At 65.9% G+C, this 17275-nt stretch carries 13 protein-coding genes; 10 read left to right on the forward strand and 3 right to left on the reverse strand.

Annotated elements, in window-relative coordinates; all coding sequences use genetic code 11:
- Positions 1-7 precede the first annotated feature (7 nt).
- From J8I87_RS01775 to J8I87_RS01805, 7 genes are all read left to right on the forward strand, one after another.
- Positions 8-2200, forward strand: coding sequence for an FAD-dependent oxidoreductase (locus J8I87_RS01775; RefSeq protein WP_209929735.1), 2193 nt, complete (start codon positions 8-10; stop codon positions 2198-2200).
- A gap of 150 nt (positions 2201-2350) precedes the next feature.
- Complete coding sequence (locus J8I87_RS01780) at positions 2351-4513, forward strand: heterodisulfide reductase-related iron-sulfur binding cluster (RefSeq protein WP_209929736.1); 2163 nt, start codon at positions 2351-2353, stop codon at positions 4511-4513.
- An 89-nt stretch (positions 4514-4602) separates the two neighbouring features.
- A complete protein-coding gene (locus J8I87_RS01785) occupies positions 4603-6114 on the forward strand; it encodes a hypothetical protein (protein ID WP_209929737.1) in 1512 nt (503 codons plus the stop codon).
- Positions 6111-6911, forward strand: a complete 801-nt coding sequence (locus J8I87_RS01790; protein ID WP_209929738.1) for an electron transfer flavoprotein subunit beta/FixA family protein — start codon at positions 6111-6113, stop codon at positions 6909-6911. Before J8I87_RS01785 ends, J8I87_RS01790 begins: the two co-directional genes overlap by 4 nt.
- A complete protein-coding gene (locus J8I87_RS01795) occupies positions 6911-7870 on the forward strand; it encodes an electron transfer flavoprotein subunit alpha/FixB family protein (RefSeq protein WP_209929739.1) in 960 nt (319 codons plus the stop codon). The genes J8I87_RS01790 and J8I87_RS01795 overlap by 1 nt, the downstream gene beginning before the upstream one ends.
- A gap of 218 nt (positions 7871-8088) precedes the next feature.
- Positions 8089-8736, forward strand: a complete 648-nt coding sequence (gene narL / locus J8I87_RS01800) for a two-component system response regulator NarL (protein WP_209929740.1) — start codon at positions 8089-8091, stop codon at positions 8734-8736.
- A 254-nt stretch (positions 8737-8990) separates the two neighbouring features.
- Positions 8991-11039 (forward strand): sigma-54-dependent Fis family transcriptional regulator, encoded by a 2049-nt coding sequence (locus J8I87_RS01805; protein ID WP_209929741.1) that lies wholly within the window; start codon positions 8991-8993, stop codon positions 11037-11039.
- 51 nt (positions 11040-11090) lie between these two features.
- Here the strand turns inward: J8I87_RS01805 and gph are convergent, their stop codons facing one another.
- The 3 genes from gph to J8I87_RS01820 are packed head-to-tail and all read right to left on the reverse strand — an operon-like array spanning position 11091 to position 14003.
- A complete protein-coding gene (gene gph, locus J8I87_RS01810) occupies positions 11091-11858 on the reverse strand; it encodes a phosphoglycolate phosphatase (RefSeq protein ID WP_209929742.1) in 768 nt (255 codons plus the stop codon).
- A 46-nt stretch (positions 11859-11904) separates the two neighbouring features.
- Positions 11905-12777, reverse strand: a complete 873-nt coding sequence (locus J8I87_RS01815) for a phosphoribulokinase (RefSeq protein WP_209929743.1) — start codon at positions 12775-12777, stop codon at positions 11905-11907.
- A 14-nt stretch (positions 12778-12791) separates the two neighbouring features.
- Positions 12792-14003 (reverse strand): fructose-1,6-bisphosphatase, encoded by a 1212-nt coding sequence (locus J8I87_RS01820; RefSeq protein ID WP_245253638.1) that lies wholly within the window; start codon positions 14001-14003, stop codon positions 12792-12794.
- Between the two features lie 134 nt (positions 14004-14137).
- On the opposite strand from J8I87_RS01820, the gene J8I87_RS01825 reads away from it, so the two are divergent.
- The 3 genes from J8I87_RS01825 (at position 14138) to J8I87_RS01835 (ending at position 17268) form a co-directional block, all read left to right on the forward strand.
- The gene (locus J8I87_RS01825) at positions 14138-15109 is read left to right on the forward strand and encodes a LysR substrate-binding domain-containing protein (protein ID WP_209929744.1); all 972 of its coding nucleotides are present in this window, start codon (positions 14138-14140) and stop codon (positions 15107-15109) included.
- A 192-nt stretch (positions 15110-15301) separates the two neighbouring features.
- Positions 15302-16324 (forward strand): beta-ribofuranosylaminobenzene 5'-phosphate synthase family protein, encoded by a 1023-nt coding sequence (locus J8I87_RS01830; protein WP_209929745.1) that lies wholly within the window; start codon positions 15302-15304, stop codon positions 16322-16324.
- Positions 16325-16347: 23 nt separating this feature from the next.
- Positions 16348-17268, forward strand: a complete 921-nt coding sequence (locus J8I87_RS01835; RefSeq protein WP_209929746.1) for an NAD(P)-dependent methylenetetrahydromethanopterin dehydrogenase — start codon at positions 16348-16350, stop codon at positions 17266-17268.
- The last annotated feature ends 7 nt before the right edge of the window (positions 17269-17275 follow it).

The raw sequence follows: 17275 nt of genomic DNA on the forward strand, positions 1-17275 counted from the left end.
TCTTTCCATGCCCCGCGATCCCCGTCATGACGTGCTGTTCCAGCCGATCCAGATTGGCCCCAAGACGCTGCGCAACCGCTTCTATCAGGTTCCGCACTGCATCGGCGCAGGCAGCAACCTGCCGGGCTTTCAGGCAGCCCACCGCTCGATGAAGGCTGAAGGCGGCTGGGCCGCGATGAACACGGAATATTGTTCGATCCACCCCGAGTCGGACGACACGCACCGTCTGTCGGCGCGCATCTGGGATGAAGGCGACGTGCGCAACCTGCGCGCGATGACGGAGGAAGTCCACAAGTACGGCGCGCTGGCGGGCATCGAAATGTGGTACGGCGGCGCGCACGCCCCCTGCATGGAAAGCCGCGCGACGCCTCGCGGTCCGAGCCAGTACGCGTCCGAGTTCGAGACGCTGACCTATTGCAAGGAGATGGACCTCGACGACATCCGCGATGTCCAGCAATACTATGTCGAGGCCGCGCTGCGCGCCCGCGACGCCGGTTTCGACATCGTCTACGTGTACGGCGCGCACTCGTACCTGCCGCTGCAATTCCTTTCGCCGTACTACAACAAGCGCACCGACGGCTATGGCGGCTCGCTCGAAAACCGCGCGCGTTTCTGGCTTGAAACGCTCGAAAAGGTGCGCCGCGCCGTGGGCAGCGACTGCGCGATCGCAACGCGCTTCGCCGTCGATTCGCTGTACGGCAGCGGCGGGATCGAAGTCGAGAAAGACGGCATGAAGTTCGTCGAGATGGCCGATTCGCTCGTCGATCTGTGGGACGTGGACGTCGGCGATATCGCCGAATGGGGCGAGGACGCGGGCCCGTCGCGCTTCTATTTGCAGGGTCACCAGGTTCCGTGGACGCGCTTCATCAAGGAGGTGTCGAAGAAGCCCGTGCTCGGCGTCGGCCGCTTCACCGACCCGGAGAAGATGACGGAGATCGTCACCAAGGGAATCGCCGACATCATCGGCGCTGCCCGTCCGTCGATCGCCGACCCGTTCCTGCCGAAGAAGATCGACGAAGGCCGTATCGACGATATCCGCGTCTGCATCGGCTGCAACGTGTGCATCTCGCGCTGGGAAATCGGTGGCCCGCCGATGATCTGCACGCAGAACGCGACGGCCGGCGAAGAATACCGCCGCGGCTGGCATCCGGAAAAGTTCGCCGAGTGCGCGTCGAACGATTCCGTCCTTGTGGTGGGCGCGGGCCCGTCGGGCTCCGAGTGCGCACGCGTGCTGATGCAGCGCGGCTATACGGTTCACCTCGTCGATCAGGCCGAGAAGATCGGCGGCCATCTGAATAGCGTGGTCACGTTGCCGGGACTCGGCGAATGGGGTTATCACCGCGACTATCGCGAAACGCAGATCGCCAAGCTGCTGAAGAAAAACCGCCAGAGCCAGCTCGCACTCGGCCAGAAGCCGCTCACGGCCGACGACGTGCTCGACTACGGCGCAGAAAAGGTTGTGATCGCCACGGGTTCGCATTGGGTCGGCGATGGCACCAACTGCCTGACGCACGACCCGATTCCGGGCGCGGACGCAACGCTGCCGGACCAGCTGACGCCCGAACAGGTGCTCTCCGGCAAGAAGGCGATCGGCAAGCGCGTCGTGATCCTGAACGCGGACACGTACTTCATGGCGCCGAGCCTCGCGGAAAAGCTCGCGGCGGCCGGTCATGAAGTGACCATCGTCAGCGGCGTCCATCTCGCGAACTACATGCACTTCACGCTCGAATATCCGAACATGATGCGCCGCCTGCACGAGCTGGGCGTGCAAGAACTCGGCGACCACTTCGCGAGCCGCATCGAGCCGGGCCGCATCCAGATCTACAACATCTGGGGCGATGGTTCCCGCCGCACGTACAAGGGCAAGGGCCAGTTGCCGCGCGACGAGAACAAGACCCATCGCTGGCTCGAATTCGATTCGCTGGTGCTCGTGACGGGCCGCCGCTCCAACGACGGCCTCTATCGCGAACTGAAGCAGCGCCAGAGCGAATGGGACGCCAAGGGCATCAAGGACGTGTACCTGATCGGCGATGCCGAAGCGCCGCGCCTGATCGCCGACGCGACCTTCACGGGCCACCGTCTCGCGCGCGAAATCGAAGAGAAGAACGCCCAGTTGCCGCTGCCGTACCGCCGTGAAGTGGCCGTCTGGGGCACGCCGCACAACCCCGGCGGCACCTTCGAGATCGTCTACAAGAAGTAGCAGGCGGCACGCGAGCCAGCGGGCTCGCGCCACCCTTGCCCGTCAATCTGAACGCCACCGCATCGCGCGATTCGGGTCGCCCGCAGCTTGGGACGCGAAGAGCCGGTGCCGTGGCGGAGGACCCTCTTTACTCTTTCAACGGACGAGCCCATGTCGAGCGCAGCGAACTTCGACCCCGTCAACGTCACCCGGATTCTCTTCGAGGGATTCCCCACGTTCGCGATCGTACTGTTCTATCTGGCAGGCGTCGCGGCCATGGCCGCGTTCGCGTGGGGCGTCTACGTGCAGGTGCGCAAGTACCGGCGCGGCAAGCCCGTGGCCGGCCCTATCGATCTGCGCGCGCGGGTTGGCGCAATGGTGCGGGTCGTGCTGAGCCACCGCACGATCGCGCGCCGCGACCCCGCGGCGGGCCGCGCGCACCGCTTTATTTTCTACGGCTTCGCGGTGCTGTTCCTCGGCACGGCCACCGTCACCGTCGATTACGACATCACCGCGCGCTTTCTCGGCTTCCATTTCTGGAACGGCGATTTCTACCTGTTCTTCAAGCTGGCGATGAATCTCGCCGGTCTGTCGCTGGTGGGCGGCCTGATCTACATGATGGTGCGGCGCGGCTGGATCAAACCGCCGAAGCTCGATTACACGCGCCCCGACCGCAAGCCGGGCGACCCCGACTACGACCGCAGCGGCTATCGCCGCGAAGACTGGGCGTTCCTGTGGTCGCTCGTGCTGATCGGCATCACGGGTTTCGTGCTGAGCGGGTTGCGGCTCGTATGGCTCCAGGATCGCGCCGTCGTCTGGGACACGCGCTGGTGGTCGCCCGTCGCGGCCCTGCTCGCGGAAATCATGCGCGGCGCGGGACTCAGCGCATCGGCCGCGTACGTGCTGCGCACCGGCCTGTGGTGGTTTCACGGCGCGCTCGCGCTGACGTTCATCGCGCTGATTCCGTACACGAAGGTCAAGCACATCTTCACCGCAAGCGGCTCGCTGCTGATGCGCGATCCGCTCGCCGCGCAGCGTCTGCCGAAGGTCGAGCCGGACGCCGAGCGCGCAGGCTACAAGACCATCACCGACTTCACGTGGAAGCATCTGCTCAATCTCGACGCCTGCACCAAATGCGGCCGCTGCCACGAGGCGTGCCCTGCCCGCGCCGTCGGCGCGCCGCTGTCGCCGCGCGACGTGATCCTGTCGCTGCGCGAATTCGCGAATGAGGCGCTGGAGAAGAACACCCTGCCCGAAGAGGTGAAGCTCGACGTGCACGGCAAGGATATCGGCCAGGTGTTCATGGAAACCGTATGGTCGTGCAGAACCTGCATGGCGTGCGTCGAGATCTGCCCCGTCGCTGTCGAGCATGTGCCCATCATCGTGCAGCTGCGCCGTAATCTCGTCGAAGACGGCCAGATGGAACCCCAGGTGCAAAAGACACTGCAGGCCATCCACAAGAACGGCAACTCGTTCAACGAATCGAAGCGCAAGCGCGCGGCCTGGACCAAGACGCTGCCCTTCCCGATCAAGGATGCGCGCAAGGAACCCGTCGATCTGCTGTGGTTCGTCGGCGACTACGCATCGTTCGATCCGCGCAACCAGCGGGTCACGCAGTCCTTCGCGACGCTCCTGCACGATACGGGCGTGGATTTCGGCCTGCTGTTCGAAGGCGAGGCGAACGCGGGCAACGATGTGCGGCGCGTCGGCGAAGAAGGGCTTTACGAGCTGCTCGCGACGCAGAACATCGCGACGCTCGGCACGTCGCAATTCCGCCGCATCATCACGACGGACCCGCATTCGTACAACACGATCCGCAACGAGTACCCGGACTTCGGCGGTCATTTCGAAATCGAGCACTACACGAGCTACGTCGCGCGCATGCTCGCCGACGGCAAACTGCGACCGAAGCGCAAGCTCGGCTATCGCGTGACGTTCCACGATCCCTGTCACCTCGGCCGCTTCAACAAGGGTTACGACGCGCCGCGCCAGATCATCGATGCGCTCGGTTGCGAGCTGGTCGAAATGAAGCGCTCGCGCGACAACTCGTTCTGCTGCGGCGCGGGTGGCGGGCGCATCTGGATGAACGACCCCGTCGGCCAGGAAAAGCCGTCGCAGAACCGCATGAAGGAAGCAGCGAACATCGAAGGGCTGGAAGTGTTCGTCGTGTGCTGCCCGAAAGACCTGACGATGTTCGAAGATGCGCTCAAGACGAGCGGATACGAAGGCCGCTTCGTCGTGCGCGAACTGATCGAGCTGATCGCCGAAAGTCTCGTCGACGTCGACGGCGACACGCCGCCCGCTGACGACGTCCGCGTCACCGCCGACGTCTGACGGGCGCCGCGCGAAGACCTCATGACGACCTCTGCCCGTCCCGCCGATGGAGCGCCGCGGGGGGGGGGCGGGGAGCGCCGCGCGCCGCGATGGCGGCGCGCGAAGACGTGCGGCTGCGCCGCCACTGGCGGGAACTGGTGCGGCTCGCACTCGACGCATCCGATCCATTCGCGTCCGCGATGCTTTATCCGCACGCGGGCGGCGCGGATCGCAAACGGCTCGAAGCCCGCATGTTCGGCTCGCGCAGCGAGCGGCTTGCGCTCGCGGCGTGCCCGTATGCGCCGCCCGCCGTGCTGGCGAGGCTTTGCGCGCTCGCGACGGCAGACGCGGACACCACGCTCGCAACGCGGCTCGCGCGCAATGCCGCCACGCCCGCCGGCGGACTGCAAACGCTCGGTGCAAGCCTCGATGGAAGCGGGCCGCAACAGCCAGCACAACGCATCGCGCAACTGATCGCGCGCCACCCGCTCGCGCCGCCGACGCTGCTCGCGAAGATCGCGTCGAACGCCGCGAGCATCGAGACATTGCGCTCGCTGTGCGAAAACGTCGGCGTGCAGACCGATCTGCTCGCCCAACTGGCCGATCGCGGCATCGAGCCGCTGCAACGGCTGCTCGCGATTCACTTCGCGACCGACGCGCGCACGCTGCATCGCTTGTGGCAGGGCACGCGCGAGAGTGCCGTCCGCGCGCAGGTGCTGCGCCATGCCGCGTGCCCAAACGAACTGTTGGGCAGCATCCCGGCATCGAGCGCCGAGCGGCGCAGTCTCGCGCTGAATGTGCGGACCCTGGGCGAAATCCTGACTGCCCTCGCCCGCGACGACGACCCCGCCGTGCGGCGCGCCGCCGCCACCAATCCCGCGACACCCGCGGGCGCGCTGATTCTGCTGTGCTTCGACGCGGATACGCTCGTCAGACGCGCGATCGCCGTGCGGGACGATCTGCCGCTGAAGGTGGTCGAATGGCTCGCGGAAGACGGCGATACGTGGGTGCGCAGCAGTCTCGCGCGCAATCGCGCGTGCCCGCGCATCTGGCTCGACCGGCTCGCGCGGGATCGCGAAGCGGACGTGCGCCGTTCGGTGACGCGCCACCCCGATTGTCCGGCGCAACTGCTCACGCTGCTCGCCGGCGACGAGGTCGCGTGGGTCAGGGCGGGCGTCGCGTTGCGCGACGACCTGCCGGGCCCCGTGCTGCACCGGCTGTTGCACGACACGCATATCGACGTGCTGGCGGGCGTGGCGCGCAACCGCGGCACACCGCAGGCGACGCTCGCGCGTCTGGCCGGGCACGCGTCGCCCGATGTACGGCGGGCCGTCATTCTGAACCGCCACGCGCAGCGGCGCGTGCTGCTGCCGTTGCGCGACGAGGCGTACCCGCTGCACCGGGTGCTCGTTTTCATGCATCCAGGCCTGACCGACGCGGACCGCTGGCGGATGCGCTTCGAACCGGACACGGAGGCCCGCGCCCGCATGTACGGCCAGCTCGCCGGCACGCTCGCCGCGGCGCTCGATCGCAAGCACCAGCATTCGACCGTTGCAGGCGCAACGGAAACAGCTGAACCATGCACACATCAACTGACCACATCAGTGGAGGAGGCAGGATGAAAATACTCGTAACCATCAAGCAGGTCGCGTCGCTCGACGAGGATTTCGAGCTGCGCGACGATGAACGCGACGTCGAGTCGGACTTTCATGTGTTCGATCTCAACGAATGGGACCACTACGCGCTTGAAGAAGCGCTGCGCCTGAAGGAAAGCGGCAATGGCGGCGACATCGAAGTCGTCGTCGCCACCGTGGGCCCCGAGCGCGCCGACGAAGAGCTGCGCAAGTGCCTCGCGAAAGGCGCCGATCGCGCGATCCGTGTGTGGAGCGATGAACTTGAAGAGGCCGACCCCGTCGGCATCGCACGCGCACTCGCGGCGCTTGCCCGCCGCGAAGCGCCCGACATGATCTTCGCCGGCGTGCAGGCGTCCGACCACGCTTATGGCGCGACGGGCATGGCGCTCGCGGGCCTGCTCGACTGGCCGCACGCGGCTGTCGTCGCGGGCCTCGAGTACACGCCGGGCGCGGGCACGGCGAGCGCACGCCGCGAACTCGAAGGCGGCGCCTATGCGAACGTCACCGTGCAATGCCCTGCCGTGCTGACGCTGCAACTGGGCATCAATACGCCGCGCTACGCGTCGCTGCGCGGCATCAAGCAGGCCGCGTCGAGGCCGATCGAAACCGTTGCGCCGGACGCGCTCGGTCTGTCCGCCGGTGAGACGGGCGCGCAAGGTTCGCTCTCGCGCATCCGCCGCGTGTACGTGCCCGAACTGGGACGCGCGCAGATGATCGACGGCACGCCCGCCGAACAGGCCGCCCGCCTCGCGGGCATCATCAAGGAATTTCGGGGAGAAGCGTAATGAGCGGGATTCTGGTTATTGCTGAACATCGTCAGGGACAGCTGCGCCCCGTCAGCGTGGAAGTGATCGGCGCGGCGGCCGCTGCGCGTGAGGCAGGCGGCGAACGCGTGACAGTCGCCGTGCTGGGCGCGGCGCCCGCAGCATTCGTCGACGCGCTCAAGGTCGCGGGCGTCGATGAGATCGTCACCGTGCAAACGGCGAGCGATGCGTTCGATCCCGATACCTACCAGGCGGTTGCGCACGCACTGATCGAGGCGCGCAAGCCGTCGCTCGTGCTGCTGCCCCATACCATCGACACGCTCGGTTACGCCGCGCCCCTCGCCGTCAAAGGCAACTACGGCTTCACCACCGACGCGTTCGGACTCGCGCGCGACGGCGACGGCTGGATCGCGACGCGCTCGGGTTATGGGCAGAAGGTCAACATGGAGATCGAGTTTCCCGGCCGCGCCACCGTCATCATCACGATACGGCCCGGCGCGTTCAAGGCGCCCGATGCTACCGCAACGCCCGAAGTCAGCCAGTTCGACGCGCCCGCCGTCACGGCGCGCAGCAGCCACGTGTCGTTCGAAGAACCCGCGGCGAGCGGCGACGTGGATATCACGGGCGCGGACTTCATCATGTCGATTGGCCGGGGCATCGGCGAAGAAACCAATGTCGAGCAGTTCCGTGAACTGGCCGGCTCGCTGGGCGCAACGCTCGGTTGCTCGCGTCCCATCGCCGATTCCGGCTGGCTGCCCAAGGCACATCAGGTCGGCCAGTCGGGCAAGACGGCCGCGAGCTGCAAGCTCTACATCGCGATGGGCATCTCGGGCTCCGTGCAGCACATGGCGGGCATGAAGCACGTCGAGAACATCATCGCCGTCAATACCGACCCCGAGGCGTCGATCTTCTCGATTGCGAAGTACGGCATCGTCGGCGACATCTTCGACATTGCAGAAGAACTGCGCGGACACTTCTGAGCCCACACTATGGAAAACCCGGAATGTGCGCGCATTCCGGGCACAAACTATTTTTTGGATTGCAACAAGTTGTTAAACTCATTCAGGCAGCACTTCGGCAATAGCAACAATAAGCCACCGCTCACAGGTTCACGACATCGCGCTGTGCCGCAACGCGCAGCTTACGCAGCCAGGCCGATTCAGCCGATTGGTCTGGTCAATGAGTCCAGGAAGAGCAGATGGTCCCTCACACAGTACTTCTCATCGACGACCACGCGTTGTTTCGCAAGGGCGTCGCGCAACTGATCCAGATGAACCCGGCCTTCGAGGTCGCGGGCGAAGCGACCTCGGGCCAGGAAGGGATCGACATGGCCGTGCGACTGAAGCCGGATGTCGTGCTGATCGACCTGAACATGCCACGGATGAACGGCATCGAGACGCTGGAAGGCATGCGCGAGGCGGGCGTCGACTCGCGCTTCATCATGCTGACCGTGTCGGACAGCGAGCGCGATGTGGTGGCCGCGTTGCGCGCGGGCGCGCACGGCTATCTGCTGAAGGACATGGACCCCGAGGACCTGTGCATCTCGCTGCAAAAGGCGCTCAAGGGCACGGCCGTGCTGAGCGAATCCGTCACGGGCAGTCTCGTTCACGCGCTCTCGGGCGGCCAGCGCATTCCCGCCGCGCAGAACGATCTGACGGCGCGCGAGCTCGAAGTGTTCGACTATCTGGTGGCGGGTCTGTGCAACAAGGCCATTGCGCGCAAGCTCGATATCAGCGTGGGAACCGTCAAGGTGCACGTCAAGCACGTGCTGCGCAAACTCGACCTTCACTCGCGCCTTGAAGCCGTGCTGTGGCAGCAGGAGCACGGCACGCGCTCGCATCACTGAAAAAGCGGTGCGCATGCGCGCGCCGTGTTTCGCTTCCCTCTCTTCGAACCGCATCCGGGACCCGCAGCGGCGACGCGCTGCGCGCGCGTTGCGCCGCCGTGCGTTCAAGCAAGTGCTTCTGGTTAACCTCTACTCCCCGAGAGGTAGCCCATCAAGGCAAATTGTCACGCGTGATTCGTTTGCCAATAATGGGCTTCAACGTGGCGCACCTGTCCGCACGCCCGTGCGCCTGCGACTTCTCGGAGATGTTCACCATGTCGTCATGCCAGCCGCTTGCGGGTACGGGTAACCGGGTCGAAGCCATCATGCGCGAGCGCCTTGTCGAGTTCGCGCCGAGCGCGCCCGTGGTCCGTTCATGGACGCGCTGCATCGAAGACTATGGTCTCGATCCCGACGTGTGCGCGCCGCCGCCCGTGATGACGAGCGCGGAACTCGCGCTGCGCCGCGAGCAGAACGCCGATCTCGTCGATTGCGCGAAGCTCGAAATGGCGACGCTCTACCAGCAGCTCGGCGATCCCGAACTGGCCGTCGTGATGACGGACGCCGACGGCGTGATCCTGCATCTCGCGTCGTCGCCCGAATTCGCAGGCGAAGTCGAAGACTGGGGACTGTGCGCGGGTGCCGTGTGGAACGAACGTGAAGCGGGCACGAACGGCATGGGCACCTGTCTGGCCGAAGGCGAAGCCGTCGCCGTGCGTCAGCACGAGCATTTCTACCGGCGCTATGCAACGCTCACTTGCGCGGCCGCGCCCGTCTTCGACGAACGCGGATCGATTGCGGGCGTGCTCGACGTCACGAGCCGCTCGCCGCTGTTGCAGCAGCATTCGCTCGTGCTCGTCGGCATGTCCCGGCAGATGATCGAGAACCGCCTGCTTGATGCACGTCATACGCACGCCTATCGTATCCAGTTTCATAGCCGCCCCGAGTTCGTGGGCACCCTGCATGCGGGCAAGCTCACCGTCGATGAAGACGGCGCGATACTCGGTGCGAACCGCAGCGCGCTCGTTCAACTCGGCTTTGTGACGCTCGATGAGATCGCGGGCAAATCGATCACCGACATCTTCAATGCGTCGCTCAACGAGATCGTCGCGCGCAGCGCGCGCAGTTCGTTCTATCCCGTTGCGATCTACCGCACGCATGCGTCGAGCCGCTTCTTCGTGGTTGCCCAGGAGCCGCGGGATCGTGCCGCGCGTGAAGCAAGCGCGCCGGCACCGTTTGCTGCATCGATCGACGACACGGCGTCCGCGGCGTCCGCGGCGGCCCGGCGTCCGGCACGCGCGGCGCGGCCGGCGGGCGCATTGCGCGCGGGCGCCGCGCGCGTCGAATTCGGCGATGCGCAGATCGCCAGTCAGTTCGATCTCGGCGCGCGCGTGATCGATCGCGGCATTGCCGTGCTCGTGCATGGCGAGACGGGCAGCGGGAAGGAGGTGTTCGCCCAGGCGCTGCATGCGGCAAGCGAGCGCGGCAACGGTCCGTTCGTCGCGGTCAACTGTGCTTCGTTGCCTGAGCATCTGATCGAAAGCGAACTGTTCGGCTATCGCGCGGGCGCCTTTACAGGCGCTCAACGCGAAGGCCGGCGCGGCAAGATCCTGCAAGCCGATGGCGGCACGCTGTTTCTCGACGAGATCGGCGACATGCCGCTCGCGCTGCAGGCGCGCCTGTTGCGCGTGCTCGAAGAGCGCGAAGTCACGCCGCTCGGTTCCGAGACCGTGGTCAAGGTGGACTTTCAGCTCGTGAGCGCAAGCCACCGCGATCTGGCTGAACTCGTCGAAAGCGGCGAGTTCCGCGAGGATCTGTACTACCGTCTCAACGGCGTGATGCTCGAGCTGCCTCCGCTGCGCGCCCGCAAGGACAAGCTCGCGCTGATCCGCCATCTTCTGGAGAAAGAGCAGACCCCTGCCCCACGGCTGTCAGCGGACGTGCGTCAGATTCTGCTCGATAGCGATTGGCCCGGGAATATCCGTCAACTGCGCAACGTGTTGCGCACGGCGGCAGCGCTGTGCGACGGCGATGAGCTGACCACGGCCCACCTGCCCGTGTGGCTCGTGCAGCGGGAGAAAAATTTGAATCGTCCGCAGCCTGCCGGCGCCGGATCGGCGCTGCCCGATAGCGACGACGCCGCCGAAGCGGACGATGAAGCAGACGCCGCCGCGCCGCTCAACGCGATCCTGCAGGCCGAGCGCGAGGCGCTGCTCGCATTGCTGGACAAGCATCGATGGAACGTGAGCCAGGTTGCGATCGCACTCGGCATCACGCGCAATACGCTCTATCGGAAAATGAGGCGCGTCCATATCAAGACGTGACGCGCCTTCGTCATTCAATCGCGCTCAGTTTGATCTGCTCAGTTTGTCTGCTCAGTTCGGCTGATTTGCCTGCATCTCCTGCGCGGCGATCGCGTGATCGACGCGCGTTGCGCGATGCCATTTGCGCGGGCCGCCGATCAGTTCGGGCAACTCGCTGATCCCGTCGATCACGCGGATGCACGGCAGTTCGGACACGGGATGGTCGCCGCTGTACCCATAGCTCACGCACACCATCGGCATCCCCGCTGCCTGCGCCGCGAGCGCATCGGTGACGGAATCGCCGACGAAAAGCGTATGCGACGGTTCGACACCCAACGCTTCGCAGGCGTGCAGAAGCGGCTCGGGGTCCGGCTTGCGCGGCAAGCGGGCGTCACCGTCGACGACCATGTCGAACCATGCCTGCAATCCGAAGCGCCACATCAGCGCATCGACGAAGCGTGACTCCTTGTTGGTGACCACGCCGAGCCTGAGGCCCATGTGCCGCAAACTGTCGAGTGTCGCCTCGGTGCCGGCATACAGTTGCGTCAGCTGGTTTTCGTCGCGGCAAATCTGGTAGTAGCACGTCTCGTAGCGGCGCAGCACGAGGTCGAGCGTCGCGGGACGCGCGTCGACGCCGAGCAGCGTCAGCGCGCGATCGACGAGGATCTCCGAGCCGCCGCCTATCAACGTCTGCGCCACGCCTGGCGCGAGCAAAGGGAAGCCGTTTTCGGCCAGCGCCCGGTTGAGCGCATTGCCGATATCGGGCGACGTATGCAACAGCGTGCCGTCGAGATCGAACAGCACGGCATCGATCGGCAGATTGCGCGGCATGACTTGCATGTCAGTGTCTCCTGTTGACTGATTGGATGTGCTTCCCGCAGCCTCGTCAGGCCGCCCGCTTCTGGCGGTCGATGATCTGCAGGATCATGGGTGTGAAGATCAGTTGCATCGCGAGTCCCATCTTGCCGCCCGGCACGACGATGACATTCGGCCGGCTCATGAACGAGTCGTGCAGCATCGTGAGCAGATAGGGAAAATCGATGCCCTTCGGGTTTGCAAAGCGAATCACAACAAAGCTCTCGTCGGCGCTCGGAATGTCGCGTGCGGCGAAAGGGTTCGACGTGTCCACGGTCGGCACGCGCTGAAAGTTGACGTGCGTGCGGCTGAACTGCGGACAGATGTAGTGAGCGTAGTCGGGCATGCGGCGCAGAATCGTGTCCATCACGGCTTCCTGTGAGTAGCCGCGCAGCGTCTTGTCCCGATGCAGCTTCTGGATCCATTCGAGGTTGATGATGGGCACGACGCCCACCAGCAGGTCCGCGTGTTGCGCGACGTCGATGCCGCGTCCGACGAAGCCGCCATGCAGGCCCTCGTAGAAGAGCAGATCCGTGGGCGGCTCGATGTCCGACCAGGGCGAAAACATGCCGGCTTCGAGACCATACTGCGCGGCTTCTGTTTCGTCGTGCAGATAGGTGCGCACTCGCCCGCGGCCCGTCGCCGCGTACTCGCTGAACAACGCCGCGAGCTCCTCCAGCAGGTTGGCCTCGGGGCCGAAGTGGCTGAACTGGCGGCGGCTTTCCTCCGCCTCTTTCATCGCGGCCCGCATCGCCGTTCGGTCGAAGCGATGGAACGCATCGCCTTCGACAATCTGCGCATTGAGCTTTTCGCGCCGGAAGATGTGCTGGAAGCTGTTCATCACGGTCGTGGTTCCCGCCCCGCTGGACCCCGTCACCGCGACGATCGGATGTTTGATCGACATGCCGTCACTCCCGCCTACACACGCGCTTCGGGACGAAACAGCGAACGCTCGTTGAAGAGCGGCGAAGTGAACGGCGTGTCCTCGCCTCGCTCGTGCTCGCTATGGTAGCGCTCGATGCGCTCGACCTCGCGCTGCGTGCCGATGAACATCGGCGTAGACGCGTGCGTATCGGCAGCCACATCGAGAATCCGCAAGCGCCCCGTGCTGGCGAGCCCGCCCGCCTGCTCGACGAGCCAGGCCAGCGACTGCGCCTGCCACACCAGCGGCTGATGTGCGGTGCGCGGCGCGCGGCGGCTTTCGCACGGAAACAGGCACAGCCCGCCGCGCATCAGCGTGCGATGCGTGTCTGCCGCCAGCGAAGCAATCCAGCGCGTGTCGAAGTCGCGCTGGCGCACGCCCGCGCTGCCGTCGCGGCACTCGCTCACGTAACGCTGGACGGGCGCTTCCCAGAAGCGTTCATGGGCGCCGTTGAAGGCCAGTTCGGCGCCCTGCTCGGGAATGCGGATCGCGTGGTGCGTCAGCATGAATTCGTCGCGTTCGCGGCAGAGGGTGAATCCGTGCGTGCCGCGCCCGACGGTGATCACGAGGATCGTCGCCGGTCCGTAGAGCGCGTAGCCCGCGGCAAGCTGCTTCGCGCCCGTGATCATGCAGCCGCCGTCGGCGCGCGCCGCACCCGCATGCCGTATCGAGAAAACAGTTCCGAGCGCGGCGTTCGCTTCGGCATTCGCCGCGCCGTCGAGGGGATCGGCGAACAGAACGTAGCGGCCCGACGACGCCGCGCGCACCCAATCCACGCCTGGCGACACCATGCCCGCAAACGCCGCGCTGCCCTCGCATGTCGCGCTCAGCACGTGATGCGCGGCGGCGCTCAAGTCGGTGTGAATGGCCGGCGCCTGTGCAGCGCCCGCCTGCCATCCGCAGATCGCACCCTGCGCGACACGTGCCGCGATGGCCTTCACGGCCTGTGCGATGGCCTCGATCGCGGTGCGCAGTCCGGCGGCGTCGGTGGCGTGCACGACGCCAGGCGCTTGCGCGCGGCGCGGCGCCAGATGCGCGGCAAGAAACTCCCGCAGTGTCGGCTGGACAGGGTTCACGGCTGCTGCATTCATGGCGGCTGCATTGATGGCGGCTGCATTCACGGCTGCTGCATTCATGGCTGCTGCGCGAGGGGCGCTCGCGACGCCGGCGGACCGCGCCTGCTCGCCTGGTTCAATTCGTGCATTCATCGTGACCTCGATCGTCCGTTGCTTGCGATGACCGCCTGGCAAACACAGTAAGCCAGCGGACCCTCAAGAGAAATTCAGAGATTCTTATTTGCGCTTTAAGCGATGCTTATCTGCCGCCGCATGGAGTGCCGATCATGCTCAACCTGCTTCGCAACCTCACCCTGCGCCAGTTGCAGATCTTCTCGGCCGCGTCCCAGTACGAGAGCTTTGCTCGCGCCGCGGAAGACATGCATCTGACGCAGCCCGCCGTCTCGATGCAGATCAAGCAGCTCGAAGAGGCGATCGGACTGCCGCTTTTCGAACGTATCGGGCGGCGCATCACGCTCACCGAGGCGGGCGCGACGCTGTCCAATCACGCGAAGCGGATTCTTGGCGACATCAAGGACGCCGAAGACGCGATGCGTTCCCTCTCGTCGGCCGATGGCGGCAGCCTCAGCGTCGGTCTCGTCAGCGCGGCGCGATACTTCGTCCCGCGCCAGATCGCGCGCTATGCAGAGCGTCATCCGAAAGTCGACATCCGCTTTTCGATCGGCAAACGGGACGCGCTGCTGCGCCAATTGCAAGACAACGCAATCGATTTCGCCGTGATGGGACGTCCGCCCGTCGAACTCGACGCGCATTGCGAGCCGCTCGCGTACAACCCGCATGTGATCGCCGCGAGCGTCACGCATCCGTTCGTCGATGCAGCGCGCTTCGACTTGCACGAATTGCGCCATGACACCTTTCTGATGCGCGAGCCGGGCTCCGACACGGCGACCGTTGCGGCTGAAATGTTCCGGCATCATCTGTTCACACCGGCTCGCACGCTGCCGCTCGACAGCCACGAAACCGTCAAGCAGGCGGTCGTGGCGGGCATGGGCGTGAGCCTGTTGCCGCTGCATACGCTGCGGCTGGAACTGCTCGCCCATGAGGTGTCGATCCTGAATGTGAACGGCACGCCCATCGACCGCGTATGGCATGTGGTTCACATGAACGCAAAGCAGATGTCGCCCGCCTGCGCGGCCTTCCGGCGCTTCCTGATCGAAAAGACGGGGGCGTGGCTCGAAGGCCAGTTCGCCGACCTCACGCCACCCGCCCATGCCGCGAGTCCCTTCGTGCAGACATGAAGCAAAATGTCACCGATTCAGCACAACGTTCGTCTGCACACTTGCTGGCACGGCCACCGTGCTGCTGGAAACTGACGCTGTGTGTGCGCACCGCCTCACGGGCGCTCACGCTCGCGCGTTGCGCGTATGGCATGACGCTTGCGTTGAAGGCCCCCAACAACGACTACCCGTCATCGGGTTGGGGAAAGCGCTATGAGCCGATACGGCATCGCTCAATCGCCGGCGAAGCACACCAGCATCGTCACCGTGAACGCGCCCGGCCGCTTGCACCTGGGATTTCTCGATCCTGGCGCGTCGCTCGGGCGGCGCTTCGGCAGTCTCGGGCTCGTGATCGACGGCATCAGCACGACACTCGACGCGCGCCTTTCCGCCGACGATGAAGATCACTACACGGCCGTGCCTGCCGCGCGTGACGAACTGCAGCGCGTGCGCGCGCACATCGACACACTGCGCAAGCTGACGGGCAATGACACGCCCATCGACGTGCGTCTGCGGCGCACGCTGCCGTCGCACGCGGGCCTCGGTTCCGGCACGCAACTGGCGCTCACCGTGGGGCACGCGTTCGCCCGCCTGCATGGGCTCGACATGAGCGCGACGCAACTCGCGCCGGCGCTCGCGCGCGGCGCGCGCTCGGGCGTGGGTATCGCCGGCTTCGAGCGCGGCGGCCTGATCGTCGATGGCGGCCCGCGCGGACCAGGCGTGTTGCCGCCCGTGCTGTCGCGCTTCGACTTCCCTTCGTCATGGCGCGTGATGCTCGTATTCGACGATTCACGCACGGGGCTCTCGGGCCCCGCGGAACGTCAGGCGCTCGCCGCGTTGCCGCCGTTTCCGCAGGCGCTCGCCGCGCACGCGTGCCACCTGACGTTGATGCAGATCCTGCCCGCCGTCGCGGAACACGAGTTCGCGCCCTTCGCGCAGGGCGTGAGCGCGCTGCAAGACGGCATCGGCCGCTATTTCGCGAAGTCGCAAGGCGGCATCTACACGAGCCCCGAAGTCGGCTGCGTGCTCGACTGGATCAGTGCGCGCTATTGCGCGGGCGTCGGTCAGAGCTCATGGGGACCGACGGGCTTCGCGATCATGGAATCGCAGGACGAAGCCGAACACGCGCTGCAATCGGCGCGCGACGCGAAAGCGATCGGCGCCGGGCTGCGAGTCGAGATAGTCAGAGGGCTCAACTCGGGCGCCACCGTCACCTGGGCATCGGCCCAGGACTGATCAACCCTGTTTGCCGAGGAAACATGGAACGCCAATACATACTCCACATGTTCACGCCGGGACGGCAGATGAGCCCGTTCGATGTGAACATGGCCGTCGATGCCGGATACCAGGTGGTCGTGCCCTACACGGACGTCGATGCGAAGATGGTCGGACCGCTGACCCAGGATGCGATCTTCTCGCGCGGCCCGAAAGGCGTCGCGCATACAGGCATCTTCATCGGCGGGCGCGACGTGATGCTCGCGACGGACATGCTGCGCCTGTCGCGTGAAGCGATGGTGCCGCCGTTCGAAGTCTCCGTGTTCGCCGATCCGAGCGGATCGTTCACGACGGCGGCCGCGCTCGTCGCAAGCGTCGAATGGCAATTGCGCAGCAGCTTCGACACGGCTCTCGACGGCAAGCACATTCTGATCTTCGGCGGAACGGGCCCCGTCGGCCTGATTGCCGGCGTGCTCGCCGCGCAGGCAGGCGCGCGCGTGTCGCTGGCGAGCAGCCGCGGGCTCGACGCCGCGCGCGACGCATGCGAGCGCGCAGGGGCGCGCTTTGGCGCGGCGCTCGAAGGCGCCGACGCGAGCACCGCGGAAGCGCTCGATGCAACCTTGAAGTCGGTCGACGTCGTATTCGGGACGGCAGCGGCGGGTGTCGAAGTGATGAGCGCGCAACAGGTCGACCGCGCGGCACGCCTGCTCGTCGCCGCCGACGTGAACGCGGTGCCGCCCGCGGGGATCGCGGGCGTCGGCGTGATGGACTACGGCAAGCGGGTCGGTCAACGCGGCGCGCTCGGCATCGGCGCGCTCGCGATCGGCAACGTCAAGTACGAAGTCCAGCAGCGGCTTTTCATGCAGATGCTCGCGGCGAAGCAGAAGGTCTATCTGGGCTTCGAGGACGCTCTCGACATGGCCCGGCGCGTGGTCGCCGAACGTTCGTCGCTCGCCGCGGCCTGACGCGATC

The sequence above is a fragment of the Paraburkholderia sp. LEh10 genome (genome assembly GCF_017814945.1).
GTDB lineage: Bacteria > Pseudomonadota > Gammaproteobacteria > Burkholderiales > Burkholderiaceae > Paraburkholderia.

What these genes read in the sequence shown, in the direction of transcription:
- J8I87_RS01825 (WP_209929744.1), top strand. Translation starts at nt 14,138, where the DNA reads ATGCTCAACCTGCTTCGCAACCTCACCCTGCGCCAGTTGCAGATCTTC.
- J8I87_RS01785 (WP_209929737.1), top strand. Translation starts at nt 4,603, where the DNA reads ATGGCGGCGCGCGAAGACGTGCGGCTGCGCCGCCACTGGCGGGAACTG.
- gph (WP_209929742.1), bottom strand. Translation starts at nt 11,858, where the DNA reads ATGCAAGTCATGCCGCGCAATCTGCCGATCGATGCCGTGCTGTTCGAT.
- J8I87_RS01835 (WP_209929746.1), top strand. Translation starts at nt 16,348, where the DNA reads ATGGAACGCCAATACATACTCCACATGTTCACGCCGGGACGGCAGATG.
- J8I87_RS01795 (WP_209929739.1), top strand. Translation starts at nt 6,911, where the DNA reads ATGAGCGGGATTCTGGTTATTGCTGAACATCGTCAGGGACAGCTGCGC.
- narL (WP_209929740.1), top strand. Translation starts at nt 8,089, where the DNA reads ATGGTCCCTCACACAGTACTTCTCATCGACGACCACGCGTTGTTTCGC.
- J8I87_RS01775 (WP_209929735.1), top strand. Translation starts at nt 8, where the DNA reads ATGCCCCGCGATCCCCGTCATGACGTGCTGTTCCAGCCGATCCAGATT.
- J8I87_RS01790 (WP_209929738.1), top strand. Translation starts at nt 6,111, where the DNA reads ATGAAAATACTCGTAACCATCAAGCAGGTCGCGTCGCTCGACGAGGAT.
- J8I87_RS01815 (WP_209929743.1), bottom strand. Translation starts at nt 12,777, where the DNA reads ATGTCGATCAAACATCCGATCGTCGCGGTGACGGGGTCCAGCGGGGCG.
- J8I87_RS01830 (WP_209929745.1), top strand. Translation starts at nt 15,302, where the DNA reads ATGAGCCGATACGGCATCGCTCAATCGCCGGCGAAGCACACCAGCATC.
- J8I87_RS01805 (WP_209929741.1), top strand. Translation starts at nt 8,991, where the DNA reads ATGTCGTCATGCCAGCCGCTTGCGGGTACGGGTAACCGGGTCGAAGCC.
- J8I87_RS01780 (WP_209929736.1), top strand. Translation starts at nt 2,351, where the DNA reads ATGTCGAGCGCAGCGAACTTCGACCCCGTCAACGTCACCCGGATTCTC.
- J8I87_RS01820 (WP_245253638.1), bottom strand. Translation starts at nt 14,003, where the DNA reads ATGAATGCACGAATTGAACCAGGCGAGCAGGCGCGGTCCGCCGGCGTC.